Origin of the sequence: Janthinobacterium sp. SUN128 (assembly GCF_030587275.1) — a bacterium.
In the GTDB taxonomy this organism is placed as follows: domain Bacteria; phylum Pseudomonadota; class Gammaproteobacteria; order Burkholderiales; family Burkholderiaceae_D; genus Janthinobacterium; species Janthinobacterium lividum.
Genome location: NZ_JAPWHY010000001.1, coordinates 3,110,705 through 3,127,860, shown reverse-complemented (window position 1 = coordinate 3,127,860; position 17,156 = coordinate 3,110,705). Strand labels below are relative to the sequence as shown.

General features: G+C 62.9%; 12 protein-coding genes. 7 read left to right on the top strand and 5 right to left on the bottom strand.

Translation table 11 applies throughout. The annotated features are described in order from the left end of the window. The 5 genes from O3297_RS14170 to O3297_RS14150 all read left to right on the top strand — a co-directional run. On the top strand, positions 1 to 3,438 hold a 3,438-nt coding region (locus tag O3297_RS14170), incomplete at its 5' end, for a YDG domain-containing protein (protein ID WP_305048973.1). Continuing rightward, on the top strand, positions 3,407 to 4,162 hold the full coding sequence (locus tag O3297_RS14165) for a FecR domain-containing protein (RefSeq protein ID WP_225317390.1): 756 nt from the start codon (positions 3,407 to 3,409) through the stop codon (positions 4,160 to 4,162). The genes O3297_RS14170 and O3297_RS14165, both read left to right, overlap by 32 nt. 104 nt (positions 4,163 to 4,266) lie before the next feature. After that, complete coding sequence (locus tag O3297_RS14160) at positions 4,267 to 6,702, top strand: heavy metal translocating P-type ATPase (RefSeq protein ID WP_305048972.1); 2,436 nt, start codon at positions 4,267 to 4,269, stop codon at positions 6,700 to 6,702. Between the two features lies 1 nt (position 6,703). Further along, positions 6,704 to 7,123 (top strand): Cu(I)-responsive transcriptional regulator, encoded by a 420-nt coding sequence (gene cueR, locus O3297_RS14155; RefSeq protein WP_034788623.1) that lies wholly within the window; start codon positions 6,704 to 6,706, stop codon positions 7,121 to 7,123. Between the two features lie 20 nt (positions 7,124 to 7,143). Further along, a complete protein-coding gene (locus tag O3297_RS14150) occupies positions 7,144 to 7,872 on the top strand; it encodes a glutathione S-transferase (protein WP_305048971.1) in 729 nt (242 codons plus the stop codon). A 46-nt stretch (positions 7,873 to 7,918) separates the two neighbouring features. Here the strand turns inward: O3297_RS14150 and O3297_RS14145 are convergent, their stop codons facing one another. The 3 genes from O3297_RS14145 to yidD all read right to left on the bottom strand — a co-directional run bounded on the left by O3297_RS14145 (position 7,919) and on the right by yidD (position 9,879). Beyond that, positions 7,919 to 8,119 carry a heavy-metal-associated domain-containing protein gene (locus O3297_RS14145; protein ID WP_099394358.1) on the bottom strand — a complete coding sequence of 67 codons (201 nt, stop codon included), beginning with the start codon at positions 8,117 to 8,119 and terminating at the stop codon, positions 7,919 to 7,921. A gap of 82 nt (positions 8,120 to 8,201) precedes the next feature. Next, a complete protein-coding gene (locus O3297_RS14140; RefSeq protein WP_305048970.1) occupies positions 8,202 to 9,143 on the bottom strand; it encodes a bestrophin family protein in 942 nt (313 codons plus the stop codon). A gap of 256 nt (positions 9,144 to 9,399) precedes the next feature. Beyond that, positions 9,400 to 9,879: a membrane protein insertion efficiency factor YidD gene (gene yidD, locus O3297_RS14135; protein WP_080753757.1), complete on the bottom strand. Its 480-nt coding sequence runs from the start codon at positions 9,877 to 9,879 to the stop codon at positions 9,400 to 9,402. Positions 9,880 to 10,293: 414 nt separating this feature from the next. On the opposite strand from yidD, the gene O3297_RS14130 reads away from it, so the two are divergent. Together O3297_RS14130 and O3297_RS14125 are read left to right on the top strand one after the other, a co-directional pair. Then, a complete protein-coding gene (locus O3297_RS14130) occupies positions 10,294 to 11,784 on the top strand; it encodes a serine hydrolase (protein WP_305048969.1) in 1,491 nt (496 codons plus the stop codon). 146 nt (positions 11,785 to 11,930) lie between these two features. Beyond that, positions 11,931 to 14,342, top strand: a complete 2,412-nt coding sequence (locus O3297_RS14125; protein WP_305048968.1) for a TonB-dependent siderophore receptor — start codon at positions 11,931 to 11,933, stop codon at positions 14,340 to 14,342. A gap of 24 nt (positions 14,343 to 14,366) precedes the next feature. Here O3297_RS14125 and O3297_RS14120 read toward each other — a convergent pair whose 3' ends face one another. Both O3297_RS14120 and O3297_RS14115 read right to left on the bottom strand, forming a co-directional pair. Next, positions 14,367 to 15,041, bottom strand: a complete 675-nt coding sequence (locus O3297_RS14120; RefSeq protein WP_305048967.1) for a site-2 protease family protein — start codon at positions 15,039 to 15,041, stop codon at positions 14,367 to 14,369. 137 nt (positions 15,042 to 15,178) lie between these two features. Next, positions 15,179 to 16,999 (bottom strand): PhoH family protein, encoded by a 1,821-nt coding sequence (locus tag O3297_RS14115; RefSeq protein WP_034785467.1) that lies wholly within the window; start codon positions 16,997 to 16,999, stop codon positions 15,179 to 15,181. Positions 17,000 to 17,156 lie beyond the last annotated feature (157 nt).

Below are 17,156 nucleotides of genomic sequence, written 5' to 3'. Positions count from 1 at the left end.
AATGCGGGCAGCACGACGGCCGACATCACGGCGCGCGTGCTGAACTATGGCGTCACGGGCGCGCAAAGCCGCGTCTACGACGGCACCTTGCAAGCTGGCCTGAACGGCTACTTCGAAGGCCTGCTGACGGGCGACCAGGTCAGCATGACCGGCTTGCAGGGCAGCTTCCGCGACAAGCATGTCGGTACGGGCAAGGTGGTCGATTATCAGGTGGCGACGGGCCAGCTGACGGGTGCCGATGCGGGCAACTACGTGCTGAATGGAAATGCGGGCAGCACGACGGCCGACATCACGGCGCGCGTGCTGAACTATGGCGTCACGGGCGCGCAAAGCCGCGTCTACGACGGCACCTTGCAAGCTGGCCTGAACGGCTACTTCGAAGGCCTGGTGACGGGCGATCAGGTCAGCATGGCCGGCTTGCAGGGCAGCTTCCGCGACAAGCATGTCGGCAGCGGCAAGGTGGTCGATTATCAGGTGGCGACGGGCCAGCTGACGGGCGCCGACGCGGGCAACTACGTGCTGAATGGAAATGCGGGCAGCACCACGGCCGACATCACGGCGCGCATGCTGAACTATGGCGTCACGGGCGCGCAAAGCCGCGTCTATGACGGCACCTTGCAAGCGGGCCTGAACGGCTACTTCGAGGGCCTGGTGACGGGCGATCAGGTCAGCATGGCCGGCTTGCAGGGCAGCTTCCGCGACAAGCATGTCGGTATTGGCAAGGTGGTCGATTATCAGGTGGCGACGGGCCAGTTGACGGGCGCCGATGCGGGCAACTACGTGCTGAATGGAAATGCGGGCAGCACCACGGCCGACATCACGGCGCGCACCCTGAACGTCAGCTTCAATGGCGTCAACAAGACGTATGACGGCACGACGGGCGCGCAAGTGCACTTTGGCGACGACCGCATCCAGGGCGATGCCTTGACGGTGGCGGGCAATGCCGCGTTCGGCAACAGGAACGCGGGTACCGGCAAGGCCGTCAATGTCACGGATGTGGCGTTGAGTGGCGGCGATGCTGGCAACTATGTGCTGGGCAGCAATGCGGGCAGCACGACGGCCGACATCACGGCGCGCACCCTGAACGTGAGCTTCAACGGCATCAACAAGACGTATGACGGCACGACGGGCGCGCAAGTGCACTTTGGCGACGACCGCATCCAGGGCGATGCCCTGACGGTGGCGGGCAATGCCGCGTTCGGCAACAAGAATGCGGGCGCGGGCAAGGCCGTCAATGTCACGGATGTGGCCTTGAGCGGCGGTGACGCGGGCAACTATGTGCTGGGCAGCAATGCGGGCAGCACGACGGCCGACATCACGGCGCGCACCCTGAACGTGAGCTTCAACGGCGTCAACAAGACGTATGACGGCACGACGGGCGCGCAAGTGCACTTTGGCGACGACCGCATCCAGGGCGATGCCTTGAGCGTGAGCGGCAGTGCCGCGTTTGGCAACAGGAATGCGGGGGGCGGCAAGGCCGTCAATGTCAGCAATGTGGCGCTGAGCGGTAGCGATGCGGGCAACTATGTGCTGAGCAGCAATGCGGGTAGCACGACGGCCGATATCGCGGCGCGCGCGCTGAACCTGTCCGGCGTGGTGGGCAGCAAGGTCTACGATGGCACGACGGGTGCGCAGCTGAGTTTGGGCGATGACCGTATCGCTGGCGACAGTTTGACAGCCTCGGCGGTAGCCAGCTTTGCGGACAAGAACGTGGGCGCGGCCAAGGCCGTGCAGCTCAGCGGCGCGGCGCTGACGGGCGCCGATGCGGGCAATTACTTTATCGTCTTGCCGACGGGCTTGCTGGCCAGCATTACACCGGCCAGCCTGACCCTGGCAAGCCTGAGCGCCGCCGGCAAGGTGTATGACGGAACCACTTCCGCGGCGGTCAGCGCGTCGGCGAACGGCGTGCTGGGCCAGGATGTGGTCAGCGTGGTAGGCGGCAGCGGCAGCTTTGCCGACAAGAATGCGGGCGCGGGCAAGCTGGTGACGGCCAGCGGTTTCCGCCTGGCGGGCGCCGATGCGGGTAACTACACCCTGGAAACGACGGGCGGCACGGCGCAGGCATCAATTGCTCAAAAACAATTGTCGACCTGGGTCGGCAGCGGCAACGGCTTGTGGAGCGATGCCGCCAACTGGGATGGCGGCGTGGTGCCGGAAGGCGCGAACGTGCTGGCGGTCGACTTCAGCAACAGCAAGGGCATCGTCACCTACAGCGCGGCGGCCGGCAGCACCATCCTGAAAAACCTGAACTCGGCGACGGGCTTGTTGTTGACGGGCGGCAGCCTGACCCTCGGGGAAAGCGCGCTGGATCTCTCCGTGCTGAGCGGCCTGGCCGGCCTGGAAATCAACGGCGGCAGCCTGTTGCTGAACGGCAGCCTGTCGGCGGAGCGCTACGCGCAAGGCGGCGGGCTGCTGAGCGGCAAGGGCAACTTGCTCGTCGCAAACAGCTTCAGCCAAGCGGCCGGCGCCATCCGGCTCGCCGGCCAGCTGGCCATCACGCAAGCGGCTGGCGACTTGCGTTTCGCCAGCCTGGCGGCGAACGAAGTGAAATTGAGCGCCCTGAACGGCGCCATCGGCCAGGACGGCGCGCTGCTCGCCAGCAGCCTGGCTGCGCAGGCGCGTGATGGCATCGTGCTGGGCAATGGGGGCAACCAGGTGGTTAGTTTTACCGCCAGCAATAGTGCAGGGGGCGGCATTGCGCTGAACAATACTTCGGCGCCGGGCACCTTGACCCTGGGAACGCTCACCACGGGCGCGGGCAATATCGCCATCGACAACACGGGCGGTGTCGCGGCTGGCAATATCAATGCGCATGGCGGCAACGTCAGCGTGACGGCGCACAGCCCCGTCACTGTCAACGGCAAGATCGAGGGCAATGATATCGCCCTCAATGCCAGCACGGACGTGCTGCTGGGCGATGGCGCGCAGTTGGCAGCGGCGCGCCATGTCAGTTTGACGGCGGGTCGCGACATCCATGTCGGCGGCAATGCGAAGATTGTTAGCGGTGGCAATTTTGCCGCCAGCGCGGAAGGCCATGTGCGCTTTGCGGACACGGCAAGCGTCGCTTTGCCGGCAGCGTCCAGCATGAGCGTGCTGGCGAAAACGGGCAGCATCACGGGCGACTCGGGCGTGCGCATCAACCGCCAGCGCAGCGGCGTGATTCTGCTGGCGCCGAATGGCACGGTGAGCATGGCGGACGCCATCTTCCTGCCGGCGACGGCCATCGACAAGCCCGTGATCGATGCCGCCACGAGCGCGGCCATCGACGATGCCTTGCGCATCATCAAGCAGGCTGACCGTGCCAACGATACGCTCGCGTCCACGCCGCCAGCCAAGCTGGACGACAAGAAGCCGGACAGCAAGGATGTTGCCGATGCTGCAGATAAACCTACAGGATACAAATTCGATGACCCTACTAAAAAAATGTACTGCAATTAAGGCCCTGCTGTGGCTGGCCCTGATGTGCATGGGTGCGCACGCCTGGGCCGGCCAGGTGGCCGGTACCGTCATGCAATTGAGTGGTCCGCTGATGGCCAAGAAGGCGGATGGCAAGGTGAAAATCCTGGCCATCAAGTCCGAAGTCGAGCAGGGGGACACCTTGCTGACGGAAAAGGAGACCTATGCCTTGATCAAGCTGATCGACAATAGCGAAATCACCCTGAAGCCGAATACCAGTTTCGTGATCGAGCAATTCAGCTACACGGCCGAGCAGCCTGACGGCGACCATGCCATCTTCAGTTTGCTCAAGGGCGGCTTGCGTTCCGTCACGGGATTGCTGGGCAAGCGCAACAAGGAGCGCTTCGAGATGAAGACGCCAGCCGCCACCATCGGCATCCGCGGCACGACGTTTGTTGCCAGTTACGTAGCGCCGTCGGCACCGGCGCTGCCAACGGTATCGCCGCCAGTCGGGGCGGCGAGGGCGCCGGGCTTGTATGTGCAGGTGCTCGATGGCTTGATTCATGTCACCAATCCTGCCGGGACGCAAAATTTTGCTGCCGGCCAGTTCGGTTTTACGCCCAGCTTCAAGCAGCCGCCCGTGATGCTGCCCGTCAATCCCGGCATCCCGTTTACGCCGCCGCCGGCGTTTTCGACGCCACTGTCCAGCACGGGCGCCGGCGCCAACAGCGGCAAGCCCGCCGCCATCGACTGCGTGGTGCGTTAAGCATCCGCAAACAAGCCCGCACACTTTGCAAATAGGGCTTGACCTTCCCATCGTTGGATAGCAGATCCTGACCCTATTCGTTAATCTTTCGTACAGGATCTGCCATGAACCAGAGTGCACTCGTCCCCGCCGCTTTTCCTCCCGACGCCGCGCATGCGCAGGCGCTGGCCATTGAAGGCATGAGCTGCGCCTCGTGCGTGGGCCGCGTGGAAAAGGCTCTGGCCGCCGTGCCTGGCGTGAGCCAGGCCAGTGTCAACCTGGCCACCGAAGTGGCCAAAGTCACGTCCAGCACGCCGATTCCCCTGGCCACCTTGCAGGCGGCAGTGGAAAAGGCCGGCTACACGGTGGCGCAGCGCGAGATCGACCTGAACATCGCCGGCATGACGTGCGCCTCTTGCGTGGGCAGGGTGGAAAAAGCCTTGCTGAAAGTGCCAGGCGTGCTGGCCGCCAGCGTCAACCTGGCCACGGAAAGCGCGCGCATCAAGGTGACGGGCGGCCTGGAAGCTGGCACCCTGATCGCCGCCATCGACAAGGCCGGCTATGCCGCCAAGGTGCCCGCCGCCAGCCAGGCCAGCGCGCCCGCTGCCGCACCGAACCGTGACGGCATGAAAGTGGCGTTCGCGGCCGTGCTGGCTTTCCCCTTGATGCTGCCTATGCTGCTCGAGTGGGCCGGCATCCATTTGATGTTGCCAGGCTGGCTGCAATTCGCGCTGGCCACGCCCGTGCAGTTTTACTTTGGCGCACGCTTCTACAAGGCGGGCTGGAAGGCGGCCCGCGCCGGTAGCGGCAACATGGACTTGCTGGTGGCGCTGGGTACGAGCGCCGCGTACGGCTTGTCCGTCTACCAATGGCTGACGGCGGGCGCGATGCTGCCGCACCTGTATTTCGAAGCGTCGGCCGTCGTCATCACCCTGGTGCTGTTGGGCAAATGGCTGGAAAGCCGCGCCAAGCGCCAGACGGCCTCTGCCATCCGCGCGTTGCAAGTCTTGCGTCCGGAATCGGCGCGCGTGCGCCGCGACGGTGTGGAGCTGGACTTGCCCGTGGACCAGGTGAAAGTGGGCGACCTGGTGGTCATCCGTCCCGGCGAGCGGGTAGCCGTCGATGGCGTGGTGGTGGAAGGCGCCAGCCAGATCAACGAATCGCTGATCACGGGCGAAAGCTTGCCGGTCGATAAGCATGTGGGCGACAAGGTCACGGGCGGCGCCATCAATGCGGACGGCTTGCTGCTGGTGCGCACGCAAGCCGTGGGCGGCGAGACGACCCTCTCGCGCATCATCCGCCTGGTGGAAGATGCGCAGGCGGCCAAGGCGCCGATCCAGCATCTGGTCGACAAGGTCAGCGCCATCTTTGTGCCCGTGGTGCTGGTGCTGGCGCTGCTGACCATGCTGGGCTGGTGGCTCGCTACCGGCGAGCTGGAGAACGCCATCATCAATGCCGTGGCCGTGCTGGTCATCGCCTGCCCCTGTGCGCTGGGCCTGGCCACGCCGACGGCCATCATGGCCGGCACGGGCGTGGCTGCCCGCTACGGCATCCTGATCAAAGATGCGGAAGCGCTGGAAGTGGCGCACGCCGTCAATACCGTCGTGTTCGACAAGACGGGCACCCTGACGGTGGGAAAACCGGCGCTGGCGGCCCTGCATGCGCATGGCATCGAGGATGCGCGGCTGCTGCAGCTGGCGGCCAGCATCCAGCGTGGCAGCGAACACAGCCTGGCGACGGCCGTGCTGGATGCGGCTGCCGCGCGCCACATCGACCCCTTGCCAGCCACGGCCCTGTCGGCCTTGCCGGGCCGCGGCCTGGCGGCCCACGTCGATGGCCTGGAATTGAAGCTGGGCAGCACCCGGCTGATGCAGGAGTTGAACGTGGACATGACGCCGCTGGCCGCGCAGGCGCAGGAACTGGAAGCCACGGGCAACACGATCTCGTGGCTGGCGTCGGGATCGGAACTGCTGGGCCTGTTTGCCTTCAGCGACCAGGTCAAGCCGAACGCGCAGGCGGCCATTGCCCATTTGCACAGCCTGGGCATCCGCACCGTGATGTTGACGGGAGATAACCAGGGCAGCGCCGACGCCGTCGGCAAGCTGCTGGGCATCGACACGGTGGCGGCGAAAATGCTGCCGGCCGATAAAACCGCTAAAATTGTCGCGCTGAAAGGCGAGGGCGCGAAAGTCGCCATGGTGGGCGACGGCATCAACGATGCGCCCGCGCTGGCGGCCTCCGACGTGGGCATCGCCATGTCGACGGGCACGGATGTGGCCATGCATGCGGCCGGCATCACGCTGATGCGCGGCGATCCGGCCCTGGTGGCGGACGCCATCGATATCTCGCGCCGCACCTACAGCAAGATACGGCAGAATCTGTTCTGGGCATTCATTTATAACCTGATCGGCATTCCGCTGGCCGCCTTCGGCTTGCTCAACCCCATGGTGGCGGGCGCGGCGATGGCCTTCAGTTCCGTCAGCGTGATCAGCAATGCCCTGTTGCTGCGGCGCTGGAAAGCCCGCAGTCATGCAGCTAGCGCGCATACCAAGGAGTCATAGGATGAATATCGGCCAGGCGGCAAGCGAAACGGGCGTATCGGCAAAAATGATACGCTACTACGAGAGTATTGCATTGTTAAAACCCAGCGCGCGCAGCGACGCCGGTTACCGCATCTACACGCCGAACGACTTGCACGCCTTGCGCTTCATCAAGCGCGGGCGGGGTCTTGGCTTTTCGCTGGAACAGATCCGCGAGCTGCTGTCGCTGTGGCAAAACGACCAGCGCGCCAGCGCGGACGTGAAAGGCATCGCCCTGGCCCACGTGGCCGAGCTCAACAAGCGCATCGCCGAGCTGACGGAAATGCGCGATACCCTGGCCCACCTGGCGCAATCGTGCCACGGCGACGACAAGCCCGATTGCCCCATCCTGCAAAGCCTGGGGTTGGCTGGTGACACGGACGCGAAAGCATGTTGCCATTGATGTGAATCAACGGAGGGGCTATGGCGTATGAACTGTATTACTGGCCCACGATACAGGGGCGCGGCGAATTCATCCGGCTGGCGCTGGAAGAGGCGGGCGCCGACTACCGCGATATCGCCCGTTTGCCTGAACGCAAGGGGCAAGGCGTTCCCGCCATGCTGGCCTGCCTCGATGGCGACAGCATGCCTCAGGCCGCCTACGCACCGCCCGTGCTGCGCGATGGCGACGTGCTGATCGGCCAGACCACGAATATCCTCTTGTACCTGGGCCGGCGTCTGGGGCTGGCGCCGCGTACGGAAAGCGGCCGTTTGTGGCTGAACCAGCTGCAGCTGACGATGGCCGACTGGCTGACGGAAGTGCACGACACGCATCATCCGCTGTCGATGAATCAATATTACGAAGAGCAACAGCAGGCGGCCATGCTGCGCAGCGCGGATTTTCGCGAAACACGTTTGCCCAAGTTTCTTTCCTATTTCACGCAAGTGTTGTTGAATAATCGCAGCCGTGGCCAGTACCTGGTGGGTGCCAGACTCACGTATGGCGACCTGTCGCTGTTCCAGATGCTGGCCGGCCTGCGCTATGCGTTCCCGCAAGCCATGGCGCGCCTGGCGCCGCAGTATCCAGCCCTGTTTGCGCTGCACGATATGGTGGCGGCGCGGCCGAATATCGCCCGCTACCTGAAGTCGAAGCGCAGAATCGCCTTCAATGAAGAAGGCATCTTCCGCCATTACCCCGAACTGGACGGATAAAAAAACAGCCGGCGCAAAGGCCGGCTGTCCTGGTGCTGCTCTGCTGTTATTGTGCGCTGGTGACGGGGTAGCCCGCCTCCACGATGGCGGCGCTGATGGCGCCCAGTTCGCTCGATGACTCCACCGTGACGCGCTTGCTAGCCAGGTCGATCTGCACCTGTGCCGCAGGATCGATCGCCTGCACCGCTTTCGTGACCGAGCCGACGCAATGGCCGCAGCTCATGTTTTCAACTTGTAACTGATACATGGCAAGCACTCCTTGAATGATTAAGTGCCTCCACTGTAATCCTTGCCCCGGTGGGAAGGTCAAGCGGAAGCGTTGTGGCGTTTTAATGGAGCAGGAAGTCGACGGCTTGCATGGGTGGCGGCACGTTTTCGTCCTGCACGGATTCGCGCAAGCTGATGTCGATGGCGCGGCACATGGCTGACAGCGGCAGATCGTTGGCATCTTCGCCGAATGGCTCCTCGATCTCGTCGCCCAGCGCATCGAGGCCAAAGAAGGTGTAGGCGACGATGGCGACGACGAAGGGCGTCATGAAACCGAGCGAATCGACCAGGCCGAAAGGCAGCAGGAAACAGTACAGGTAGGCCGTGCGGTGCAGCAGCAGCGAGTACGAGAAGGGAATCGGCGTGCTGCGGATGCGTTCGCACGAGGCGCCGGCCGCTACCATGGCCGAGACCGTGTTATCGATCTGCGTGGCGAGGATGCTGTCGATGCGGCCTTGCGCGATGCAATCGGCCAGGTCGTGACCCATCTGCAGCATCAGGTAGTCGGACGGGTTCGCCGCCTTGCAGGCCGCTTCCCATTCGGCCGGGCGCAGCAGCGGCTGCAAGTCGGCCGGTCCGCGCGTGTCGCGCAGCTGGTGGCGCAAGGCGTGGCAAAAGGCGATGGTGCGGTAAATCATGCGCACACGCACATCGTTGAGGCCCAGCTTCGCGTGGGCCGGCGTGTCGCTGCGTATCATCGTCTGGCACTGGCGCGAGAAATTACGGCTACGCAAGACCAGTTCGCCCCACAGCTTGCGCGCTTCCCAGTAGCGGTCATAGGCGGCCGTGTTGCGAAAGCCCAGGAAGATGGCCAGTGGCAAGCCGATCAGGGTAAATGGGATGGTGGTGAGGATGACCTTGTGGTCGAACAAGGTGCCGTGGCACCAGGTGACGAGGGTGGCGATCAGGGTATTGACGATGAGCGTGGTGCGGATGCGCGGCAGGACGGAGCCGCGCACCACGAGGAACAGCCGTAGCGCCGAGGGACGCTCGCGCACGATCATGCTGTACTCCCGGTTTGGGGCTGGGCTGGCGGGGAAACGCGCACCTGGTGATCGGTAAGAGGGGAAAGACAGAGTGGCAATTGCCGGGAACAAAAAGCCCGCGATATATGCGGGCTGAGCAGGGTGTGCATGGGAAGCAAAGTAGGGGAGACGGCATGAGTATAGGCCGCAGGCCCGCTTCCAGCCAATTCACAGTGATAATGGGTATTATTCATTTCATGAATGAATATTTCATTTGTAAGTATTCGTGTGAATTTCAGTTGTCCGGGTTCTGCCCTTGCCTGATCTTCTTGCGATGTGCTGCCTGCTGCTGTTTCAATGCCTTGCTTGTCGTATAGCCATTACGAAACCAGCTTGTCTGCTTATGCTGACCCGGCCAACTGCAGTTCAGTACATTTGCCACGTCGGCGCAGTCACAGGCGCAGTCGACCAGGGGCACATCGCAGTCGCAATACCCCGCCTGTGCCTGCCTGCGCGCACTGTGCCGTGCCGGTGGCTGCAGCGCGCCGTGCTGGCGATGGCGTTCGCCGCAGGCGCGCAGGCGGCGTTGCAACAGCGCCAGTCCCGGACGCAAGCCGTGGCGCGCGATGACCTTGTAGCCATAGGCGGAACAGCTGTCGCGGCCTGTCAGCACGCGGTGGGCGCAGGAATAGCCTTTATAGGGCGACAGGTAGCGCTGGTAAGCGCGAATGGCCAACAGGGCCAGGCGTTTGCCGCAAGTGTCGAATGAGAAAATGCCAGCTCCTTTTTTCTATGCCATCAAGTCACTGGTGCGAGCATACGATAGGTATCCCGAAAATAATAGCGTCAGCAGGCACAAACTATCATGGTGATAAATGGAGAGAATTATGCGTGACGCGTCTGCTAGGCTGGGTGGGCAAATTGGAAATATTGTCTAAAAAAATTATCCCATCCCGGTAGCCGCCGCCAGGGGCATGGTCAAGCTGGTTTATCCTTCCTTTGAAAGTGATCTGCATGTTTACAGTTTCCAGCATCTGCCTCGCCACGTTGATCCTGTTGCAAGCGCCAGCCGGCGCCCCTGAGCCAGCAGCAGCAAGCGCTGGCCGCGCAAATCGACGCCAGTATCGCTCCCTATTACAAGGCGACGGAACCTGGCGCCGTCGTCATCGTCGTCAAGGATGGACAGCCCTTGTTGCGCAAGGCGTATGGCCTGGCCAGCGTGAAGGATGGCCAGCCGCTGACGCCTGACATGTCGCTGCGCCTGGGTTCCATTTCCAAGCAATTCACGGCCGTCGCCATCCTGCTGCTGGCCGACCAGGGCAAGCTGGCCATCACCGATGACATCACGAAGTTCCTGCCCGACTATCCGACGCATGGCAAGAGAGTCACGATCGAACAGCTGCTCGCGCATACGTCCGGCATCCACGACTACACAAGGAAGCCGGAATTTGTGCCCAACAGCACGAAAGACTTGGGCGTCGCGCAGATGATCGATTTCTTCAAGAACGATCCGCCCGACTTTGAACCGGGCACGCAGTGGAGTTACAGCAGTTCCGGCTATTTCCTGCTGGGCGCCATCATTGAAAAGGCATCGGGCCAGCCGTATGCCACGTTTGTGGAACAGCAGATCTTCGTGCCGCTGGGCATGAACGATACGGCCTATGAAGGCCACGAGCGCCGGCCCGCCAAGCGCGCGGCCGGGCATATCCGTTCGGGCGAGACGTATGTGCCGAACTTGCCCCTGAGCATGACGCAGCCGTATGCGGCCGGCGCGCTCGTTTCCACGGTGGACGACCTGGCGCGCTGGGACGCGGCCATCTCCGACGGCAAGCTGCTCAAGGCTTCCACCTGGCAGCAGGCGTTCACGCAGGCCAAGCTGAACGATGGCAAGGCGACCCGTTCCGGCTTGGGCTGGAAGGTGGGTACCTGGCAAAACACGCCCGTCATCCACCATAGCGGCGGCATCAATGGTTTTGCCACGTATGCGATGCGTTTGCCGAAGGAAAAAGTCTATGTGGCCGTGCTGGAAAACTCGGATACGGGCCTGGTCAATCCCGACGTGGTGGCGCGCAAGGCGGCTGCTGTCGCCGTGGGCCGGCCGTATCCCGAGATCAAGGTCATCACGCTCAAGCCCGCCATCCTCGATGCGTACGCGGGCGTGTACGCCATCAACGACAAGGCCGGCTATACGATCCGTAACTTCGAGGGCAACTTGCTGCTGCAGCGCACGGGGCGTCCCGCCCAGCGCATGCTGGCGTACTCGCCAAATGGCTTTCTGATTGAAAATACGCTCACCACTGCCGAATTCGAGCGGGGACCGAAGGGCGAGGCGCAGCTGATCCTCAATGACGGCGGCGAATCGAAGACGGTGCACGAACGCGCCAGCGCCGCCAAGCCGGCGCGTACGGTGGTCGCCATGACGACGGCGCAATTCGATGCCTACGTGGGCAAGTATGCGCTGGCGCCCGAGGTCTACCTGGAAGTGACGCGCGAAGGCGATAAATTCTTCGCCCAGGTGACGGGTTTCCGCAAGCTGGCCATGTTGCCGATGAGCGAGACGGCTTTCTTCTCGAATGAAGTCGATGCGGAAGTGCGTTTCAGCAAGGATGCCGATGGCAAGACGCAACAACTGGTGCTGCGCCAGGAGGGGCAGGATATGCCTGCCAAACGCGTGAACTGATCGCCGCAGTACCGCGCATGCCTGCCGGCCAGTCGATACTGCCGGCAGACATTATTTTTTCGTGTCCAGCCTGACCGATTCGCATTCTCAAGGCACCTGCTAAGTAAGGGAATCATTTCAGCAGTCCATTTGAGAGGCTTTACACCATGTCCGTTCGTCGCAAGCAGCGCTACTATATTTTTACACCGCAAATCCTTCCCATCGCCCGTGCCGTGTCGCTGGCCGTGTGCAGCCTGGCGCTGTACGCCGCCATGCCAGCCCTGGCGCAGGCGCAAGCGGCCAATGCCCAGCAGGCTGGCGCCATGCGCCTGGCCTACGACATTCCTGCCGGTCCGCTGGCGCCCGCGTTGCGCAGCCTGGCCAGCGCGGCGAATGTCTTGCTCAGCTACACGCCAGACCAGGCCAGCGGCAAGAGCACGGCAGGCCTGCAAGGCCAGTACACGCCGCAGGCTGCCCTGGCCGTCTTGCTGGCGGGTACGGGCTTGCAGGCGGTCGAACTGGCGGCGGGCAGCTACGTGCTGCGCGCCGCGCCTGTCGTGGCCAGCACGGCGCCCGACGCCGTCATGCCATTGATTTCCGTCATGGCGGCGGCTGACGCGGGCGAGGGCACGGTGTCGCGCGGCTATGTGCCCATCAGCGTGGCCGCCACCAAGATGGGCACGCCATTGCTCGAGACGCCGCGCGCCATTTCCGTTGTCACGCGTGAACAGATCAAGACGCAGGCCCCGAAAAGCATCGAGCAGGCGCTGGCCTATACGGCGGGCGTGCTGACGGACGTGACGGGTGCCGACGTGCGCATGTCGGGCGCCACCATCCGCGGCTTCAGCGATGGCAGCTCGTACTACCAGGATGGCTTGAAGCTGCTGTCGGCGGGCAGTTATGGTTCGTGGAATAGCGAAATGGCAGATCTCGACAGCGTCGAAGTCATCAAGGGACCCGCGTCCGTCTTCTACGGCCAGGGCCGCCCGGGCGGCATGATCAATGTCACTTCCAAGCTGCCGGGTGCAGACCACGTCAATAGCGTGGGGTTTTCCGCGGGACGCTATCACCGCTATCAGATCAATGCCGATCTGGGCGGCGCTGTCGCGGGCAACGATGGCTTGCTGTACCGCGTCACGCTGACGGGCCGCGATGCCGACGATCGTCCCATCGAATCGAAGAATAACCGCGTTTCCATCTCGCCCTCGCTGCGCTGGGACATCTCGGCGCGCACCAGCCTGACCGTACTGGGCACATATTCGCAAGAGCGGGGCACGCCGAAGCCATGGTGGCCCAGCCTGTTTGTCCATCCGCACATCAAGGACTTGCCCGTCAGCCGCACGGCGGGCGACCCGTCCTTCGACTATTTCGACCGCGATACGCGCGCCCTTGGCTATATGCTCGAGCATGCAACAGGGAATGGATGGAAGCTGACGCAAAACTTGCGCCATGCGACCATCAAGGTCGATTACCAGCATATCTACGCCATGGATTTGCTGCCTGACGGGCGCACGGCCACGCGCGGCAGCCTGGCGGAAAAAGTGGACGGCAAGACCTGGACGGTCGACAGCCGCGCGCAGAAGGACTTTCGCTGGGGCGAGATCGGGCACCGCTTCGTGGCGGGCATCGATTACCTGAAATACAAGGAAAACGATGGACTGGGCTTTGGCTGGGACGTGCCGAACCTCGATATCCATGCGCCGGTCTACCATCAATCGATCGCCGCACCGGGACTCGACTATACCGACACTGAACTCAAGCAGACGGGCATCTACACGTTGAACCAGTTCAAGCTGGGTGCATGGGTGGCGAACGCCAGCCTGCGCCACGACCGCGCGCGCAGCACGCAGCTCAATTCGGCGAGCACGCGCATCGACGACAATGCCACCACGGGCAGTGCCGGCCTGCTGTACCTGTTCGACAATGGCGTGGCGCCGTATGCCAGCTATGCCACCTCGTTCGACCCGGCCACGGGCCGCGACTTTGACGGCAAGGCTTTTCAGCCACGCAAGGGCAAGCAGGTGGAACTGGGTATCAAGTACCAGCCTGCCGGCACATCGACCATGTTGACGGCATCGCTGTTTGATCTGACGCAAACGAATGTCACCACGCCAGACCCGCTGCATCCGCGTTCGTCGCTACAGACGGGCGAGGTACGTTCGACGGGCGTGGAACTGGAAGGTACGTTCAAACCCTTGCCCGAGTTGAGCGTGCTGGCCGGCTATACCTATCTGGACCCGCGCACGACGAAGAGCAACCGCGACTACGAAATCGGCCGCCAGACCCTGCAGACGACGCGCCATGCGGCCAGCATCTGGCTCGATTACCGGCCCATGGCCGTGCCCGGCCTGATGCTCGCTGGCGGCCTGCGCTACCGTGGCAGTTCGCCCTACAATGGCGCGGCCAATGCGCTGTACATGAATGATCCGTACACCCTGGCCGATATCGCCGTGGCCTACGAAACGGCGCGTTACCGCCTGGCTTTGAATATCGGCAATGTATTTGACAAGAAATACTTTGGCGGCATCTTCCGTGGCGCCGAACGCGAAGCCCTGCTGAGTCTGAAGGTGAATTTCTAGCTGTAGCCAACTGGGGCTGTGCGATTACAGCCCCAGCGCGCGCCAGCAATACACGGCCAGTGCCGCCGCCCACGCCAGCAGGATCGCCAGCCCCGGCAGCAACAGCCATTTTGCTGCCGTCTCTTCCCACGTCACATACGGCTTGCCGCCGCGCGCGATGGCCAGCAGCGCCTGTCCCCCGTTCAAGCCGGCAAACGGCAACAGGTTCAAGGCGCACAGTTTCAACGAGAACAGGGCGAACACCAGCGCAAAGCCGTGTGTACGGGCAAACGCCTCTCCATTGCCCAGCAATTCCTGCGCCGTCGACAGCGGTGCCAGCGCGCCGTGGACGATTTGCCCGAAGGCCGCGACAAAGCTGTCCCAGCCCGAGGCTCCCATGATGCCCAGCGACAATGCCAGCAGCATCCCCACGCCGCTCAATGGCAGCAGCACCTGCTTCCATAGCGGCTGGAAGTTGTAGGCATCGAGGCAGGGATCGTCGTCATACAGTTCTTCTTCACGCGTATCTTTCAGCACCAGGCTGCCGGCCAGCGGCAGCAGCTTGACGTGGACTTTTCCCCAGGTCAGCACAGTCGGTCCCACGCCATAGCTGACGCTGCGGACCGTGATGCCGAACAGCCTGGCGCAGGCCGCCATGACGGAAATGTGGATGGACATGAAGAGGATGAAGCAGAGCAACAACTGAAAGGCGGGATGCATCGGGCTATGTGTCCAGAAGGAAAGGAGCGGTATTAGAACATGCCGCCATGAAAAGTCGCGCACATGAAAAAAGCCCCGGTTGCATCGCTGCAGCCGGGGCTTCGAATGACTGGGCAGCTCGCGCCGCCCGCTATCACTTACAGTACTTCGCTGGCGTGGTCGGCCAGGCGCGAGCGCTCGCCGCGGGCCAGGGTGACGTGGCCGCTGTGGGTCCAGCCCTTGAAGCGGTCGACCACGTAAGTCAGGCCGCTCGAGCCTTCCGTCAGGTATGGCGTGTCGATCTGCGCGATGTTGCCCAGGCACAGGATCTTCGTGCCGGGACCGGCGCGCGTGACGAGGGTCTTGACTTGTTTCGGCGTCAAGTTTTGCGCTTCATCGATGATGAGGAACTTGTTCACGAACGTGCGGCCGCGCATGAAGTTGAGCGACTTGATCTTGATGCGCGAGCGGATCAGGTCTTGCGTTGCCGCACGGCCCCATTCGCCGCCATCGGAGTCGGACTTGTTCAGCACTTCCAGGTTGTCGTCGAAGGCGCCCATCCATGGCGACATCTTTTCTTCTTCCGTGCCTGGCAGGAAACCGATGTCTTCGCCCACCGGTACCGTGACGCGGGTAACGATGATTTCATTGTAGAGCTTGGTTTCCAGCACTTGCGCCAGGCCGGCGGCCAGGGCCAGCAGGGTCTTGCCGGTACCGGCCTGGCCCAGCAGGGTGACGAAGTCGCATTCCGGATTCATCAGCAAGTTCAGCGCGAAATTCTGCTCGCGGTTGCGCGCCGTCACGCCCCACACATTGTTCTTCGTGTGGCTGAAGTCGCGCAGGGTTTGCAGCACGGCTGTCTTGCCGTTGATCTGTTTCACCTGGCCGTAGAACGGCGTTTCGCCGTTTTTCGGTTCCAGGTAGATGAACTGGTTGACCAGCAGCGACGGGATGAACGGGCCCGTCACGCGGTAGAACGTCGAGCTGTAGCCGTTCTTGCTTTCCTGCCACGATTCCATGTCCTTACCGTGCTTGTTCCAGAAGTCGTCCGGCAATTGCACGATGCCCGAGTACAGCAAGTCCGTGTCTTCCAGCACATGGTCGTTGAAGTAATCTTCGGCCGGCAGGCCCAGGGCGCGCGCCTTGATGCGCATGTTGATGTCTTTCGACACCAGCACGACAGGGCGGCCTTCCTGTTCCGATTCCAGCGAGCGCACGACGGCGAGGATCTGGTTGTCGGCCTTGCCCACTGGCAAGCCAGCCGGCAAGTCGGCGCTTTGCAGGCGCGTCTGGAAGAACAGGCGGCCCTTGGCATCCTTGTTGCCCAGCTTGGACAGCAGGATGCCGTGTTCGATGGCGTCGTCATCCGTGTTGCTGATCAGGGCGTCGAGCGTGCGCGAGACCTGGCGTGCATTGCGCGCCACTTCCGTCATGCCCTTTTTATGGTTGTCCAGCTCTTCCAGGGTCATCATCGGCAGGTACACATCGTGTTCCTCGAAGCGGAACAGCGAGGATGGATCGTGCATCAGCACGTTCGTGTCGAGCACGAATAGCTTGCTGATGCCGCGCTGGTCGGCGGCGCGGCTGGCGGACGACTTGAGCTGCACTTCGACAGCCTTGTGCTTGGCAGGATGTGGCTGCTCGGCTTGCTTGACGGGCTTGATCGGCGTGACCTTGCCTTTTGCCGCCGGCTTGGCTTTCGCTGCAGGCGCAGCAACGGCGGCAGGCGCGGCCGCGACCGGCGCCGGTGCAGCAACGGCTGGCGCCGGCTTGGCGACCATCAGGGCCGCCACTTGCTTGATCTTCGTGGCCGCATTGCGGACCGGCTTGGCAACTTCGGCGATCGCCGCTTCAATAATCGGTGCAGCCACTTTCTTGGCTGCCGGGGTTTTGGTGGCTGGGCGCGCTGCGCCTGCGGTTGGGTAATCTTGGGTGGCCAGGATAGTGGCTGGCTTGCTCGGTAATTTTGGCAGTGGCATCAGGATCTCAATCAAAAAATTTCTGGAATGAATCGCCCATGGGCAGCCAGCTTCTGGCGGCACTTCTCATGGGGTGGATGCGGGGGAACAACAATGCTACAGGACGAGTAACTGCCGGAAGGCCGGCAGCATGGCCGGTCATGGACGCCATCGACGG

Coding starts and splice junctions, on each gene's coding strand:
- O3297_RS14120 (WP_305048967.1), bottom strand. CDS start 15,041: ATGCATCCCGCCTTTCAGTTGTTGCTCTGCTTCATCCTCTTCATGTCC.
- O3297_RS14150 (WP_305048971.1), top strand. CDS start 7,144: ATGGCGTATGAACTGTATTACTGGCCCACGATACAGGGGCGCGGCGAA.
- O3297_RS14165 (WP_225317390.1), top strand. CDS start 3,407: ATGACCCTACTAAAAAAATGTACTGCAATTAAGGCCCTGCTGTGGCTG.
- O3297_RS14125 (WP_305048968.1), top strand. CDS start 11,931: ATGTCCGTTCGTCGCAAGCAGCGCTACTATATTTTTACACCGCAAATC.
- O3297_RS14160 (WP_305048972.1), top strand. CDS start 4,267: ATGAACCAGAGTGCACTCGTCCCCGCCGCTTTTCCTCCCGACGCCGCG.
- O3297_RS14145 (WP_099394358.1), bottom strand. CDS start 8,119: ATGTATCAGTTACAAGTTGAAAACATGAGCTGCGGCCATTGCGTCGGC.
- O3297_RS14140 (WP_305048970.1), bottom strand. CDS start 9,143: ATGATCGTGCGCGAGCGTCCCTCGGCGCTACGGCTGTTCCTCGTGGTG.
- cueR (WP_034788623.1), top strand. CDS start 6,704: ATGAATATCGGCCAGGCGGCAAGCGAAACGGGCGTATCGGCAAAAATG.
- O3297_RS14115 (WP_034785467.1), bottom strand. CDS start 16,999: ATGCCACTGCCAAAATTACCGAGCAAGCCAGCCACTATCCTGGCCACC.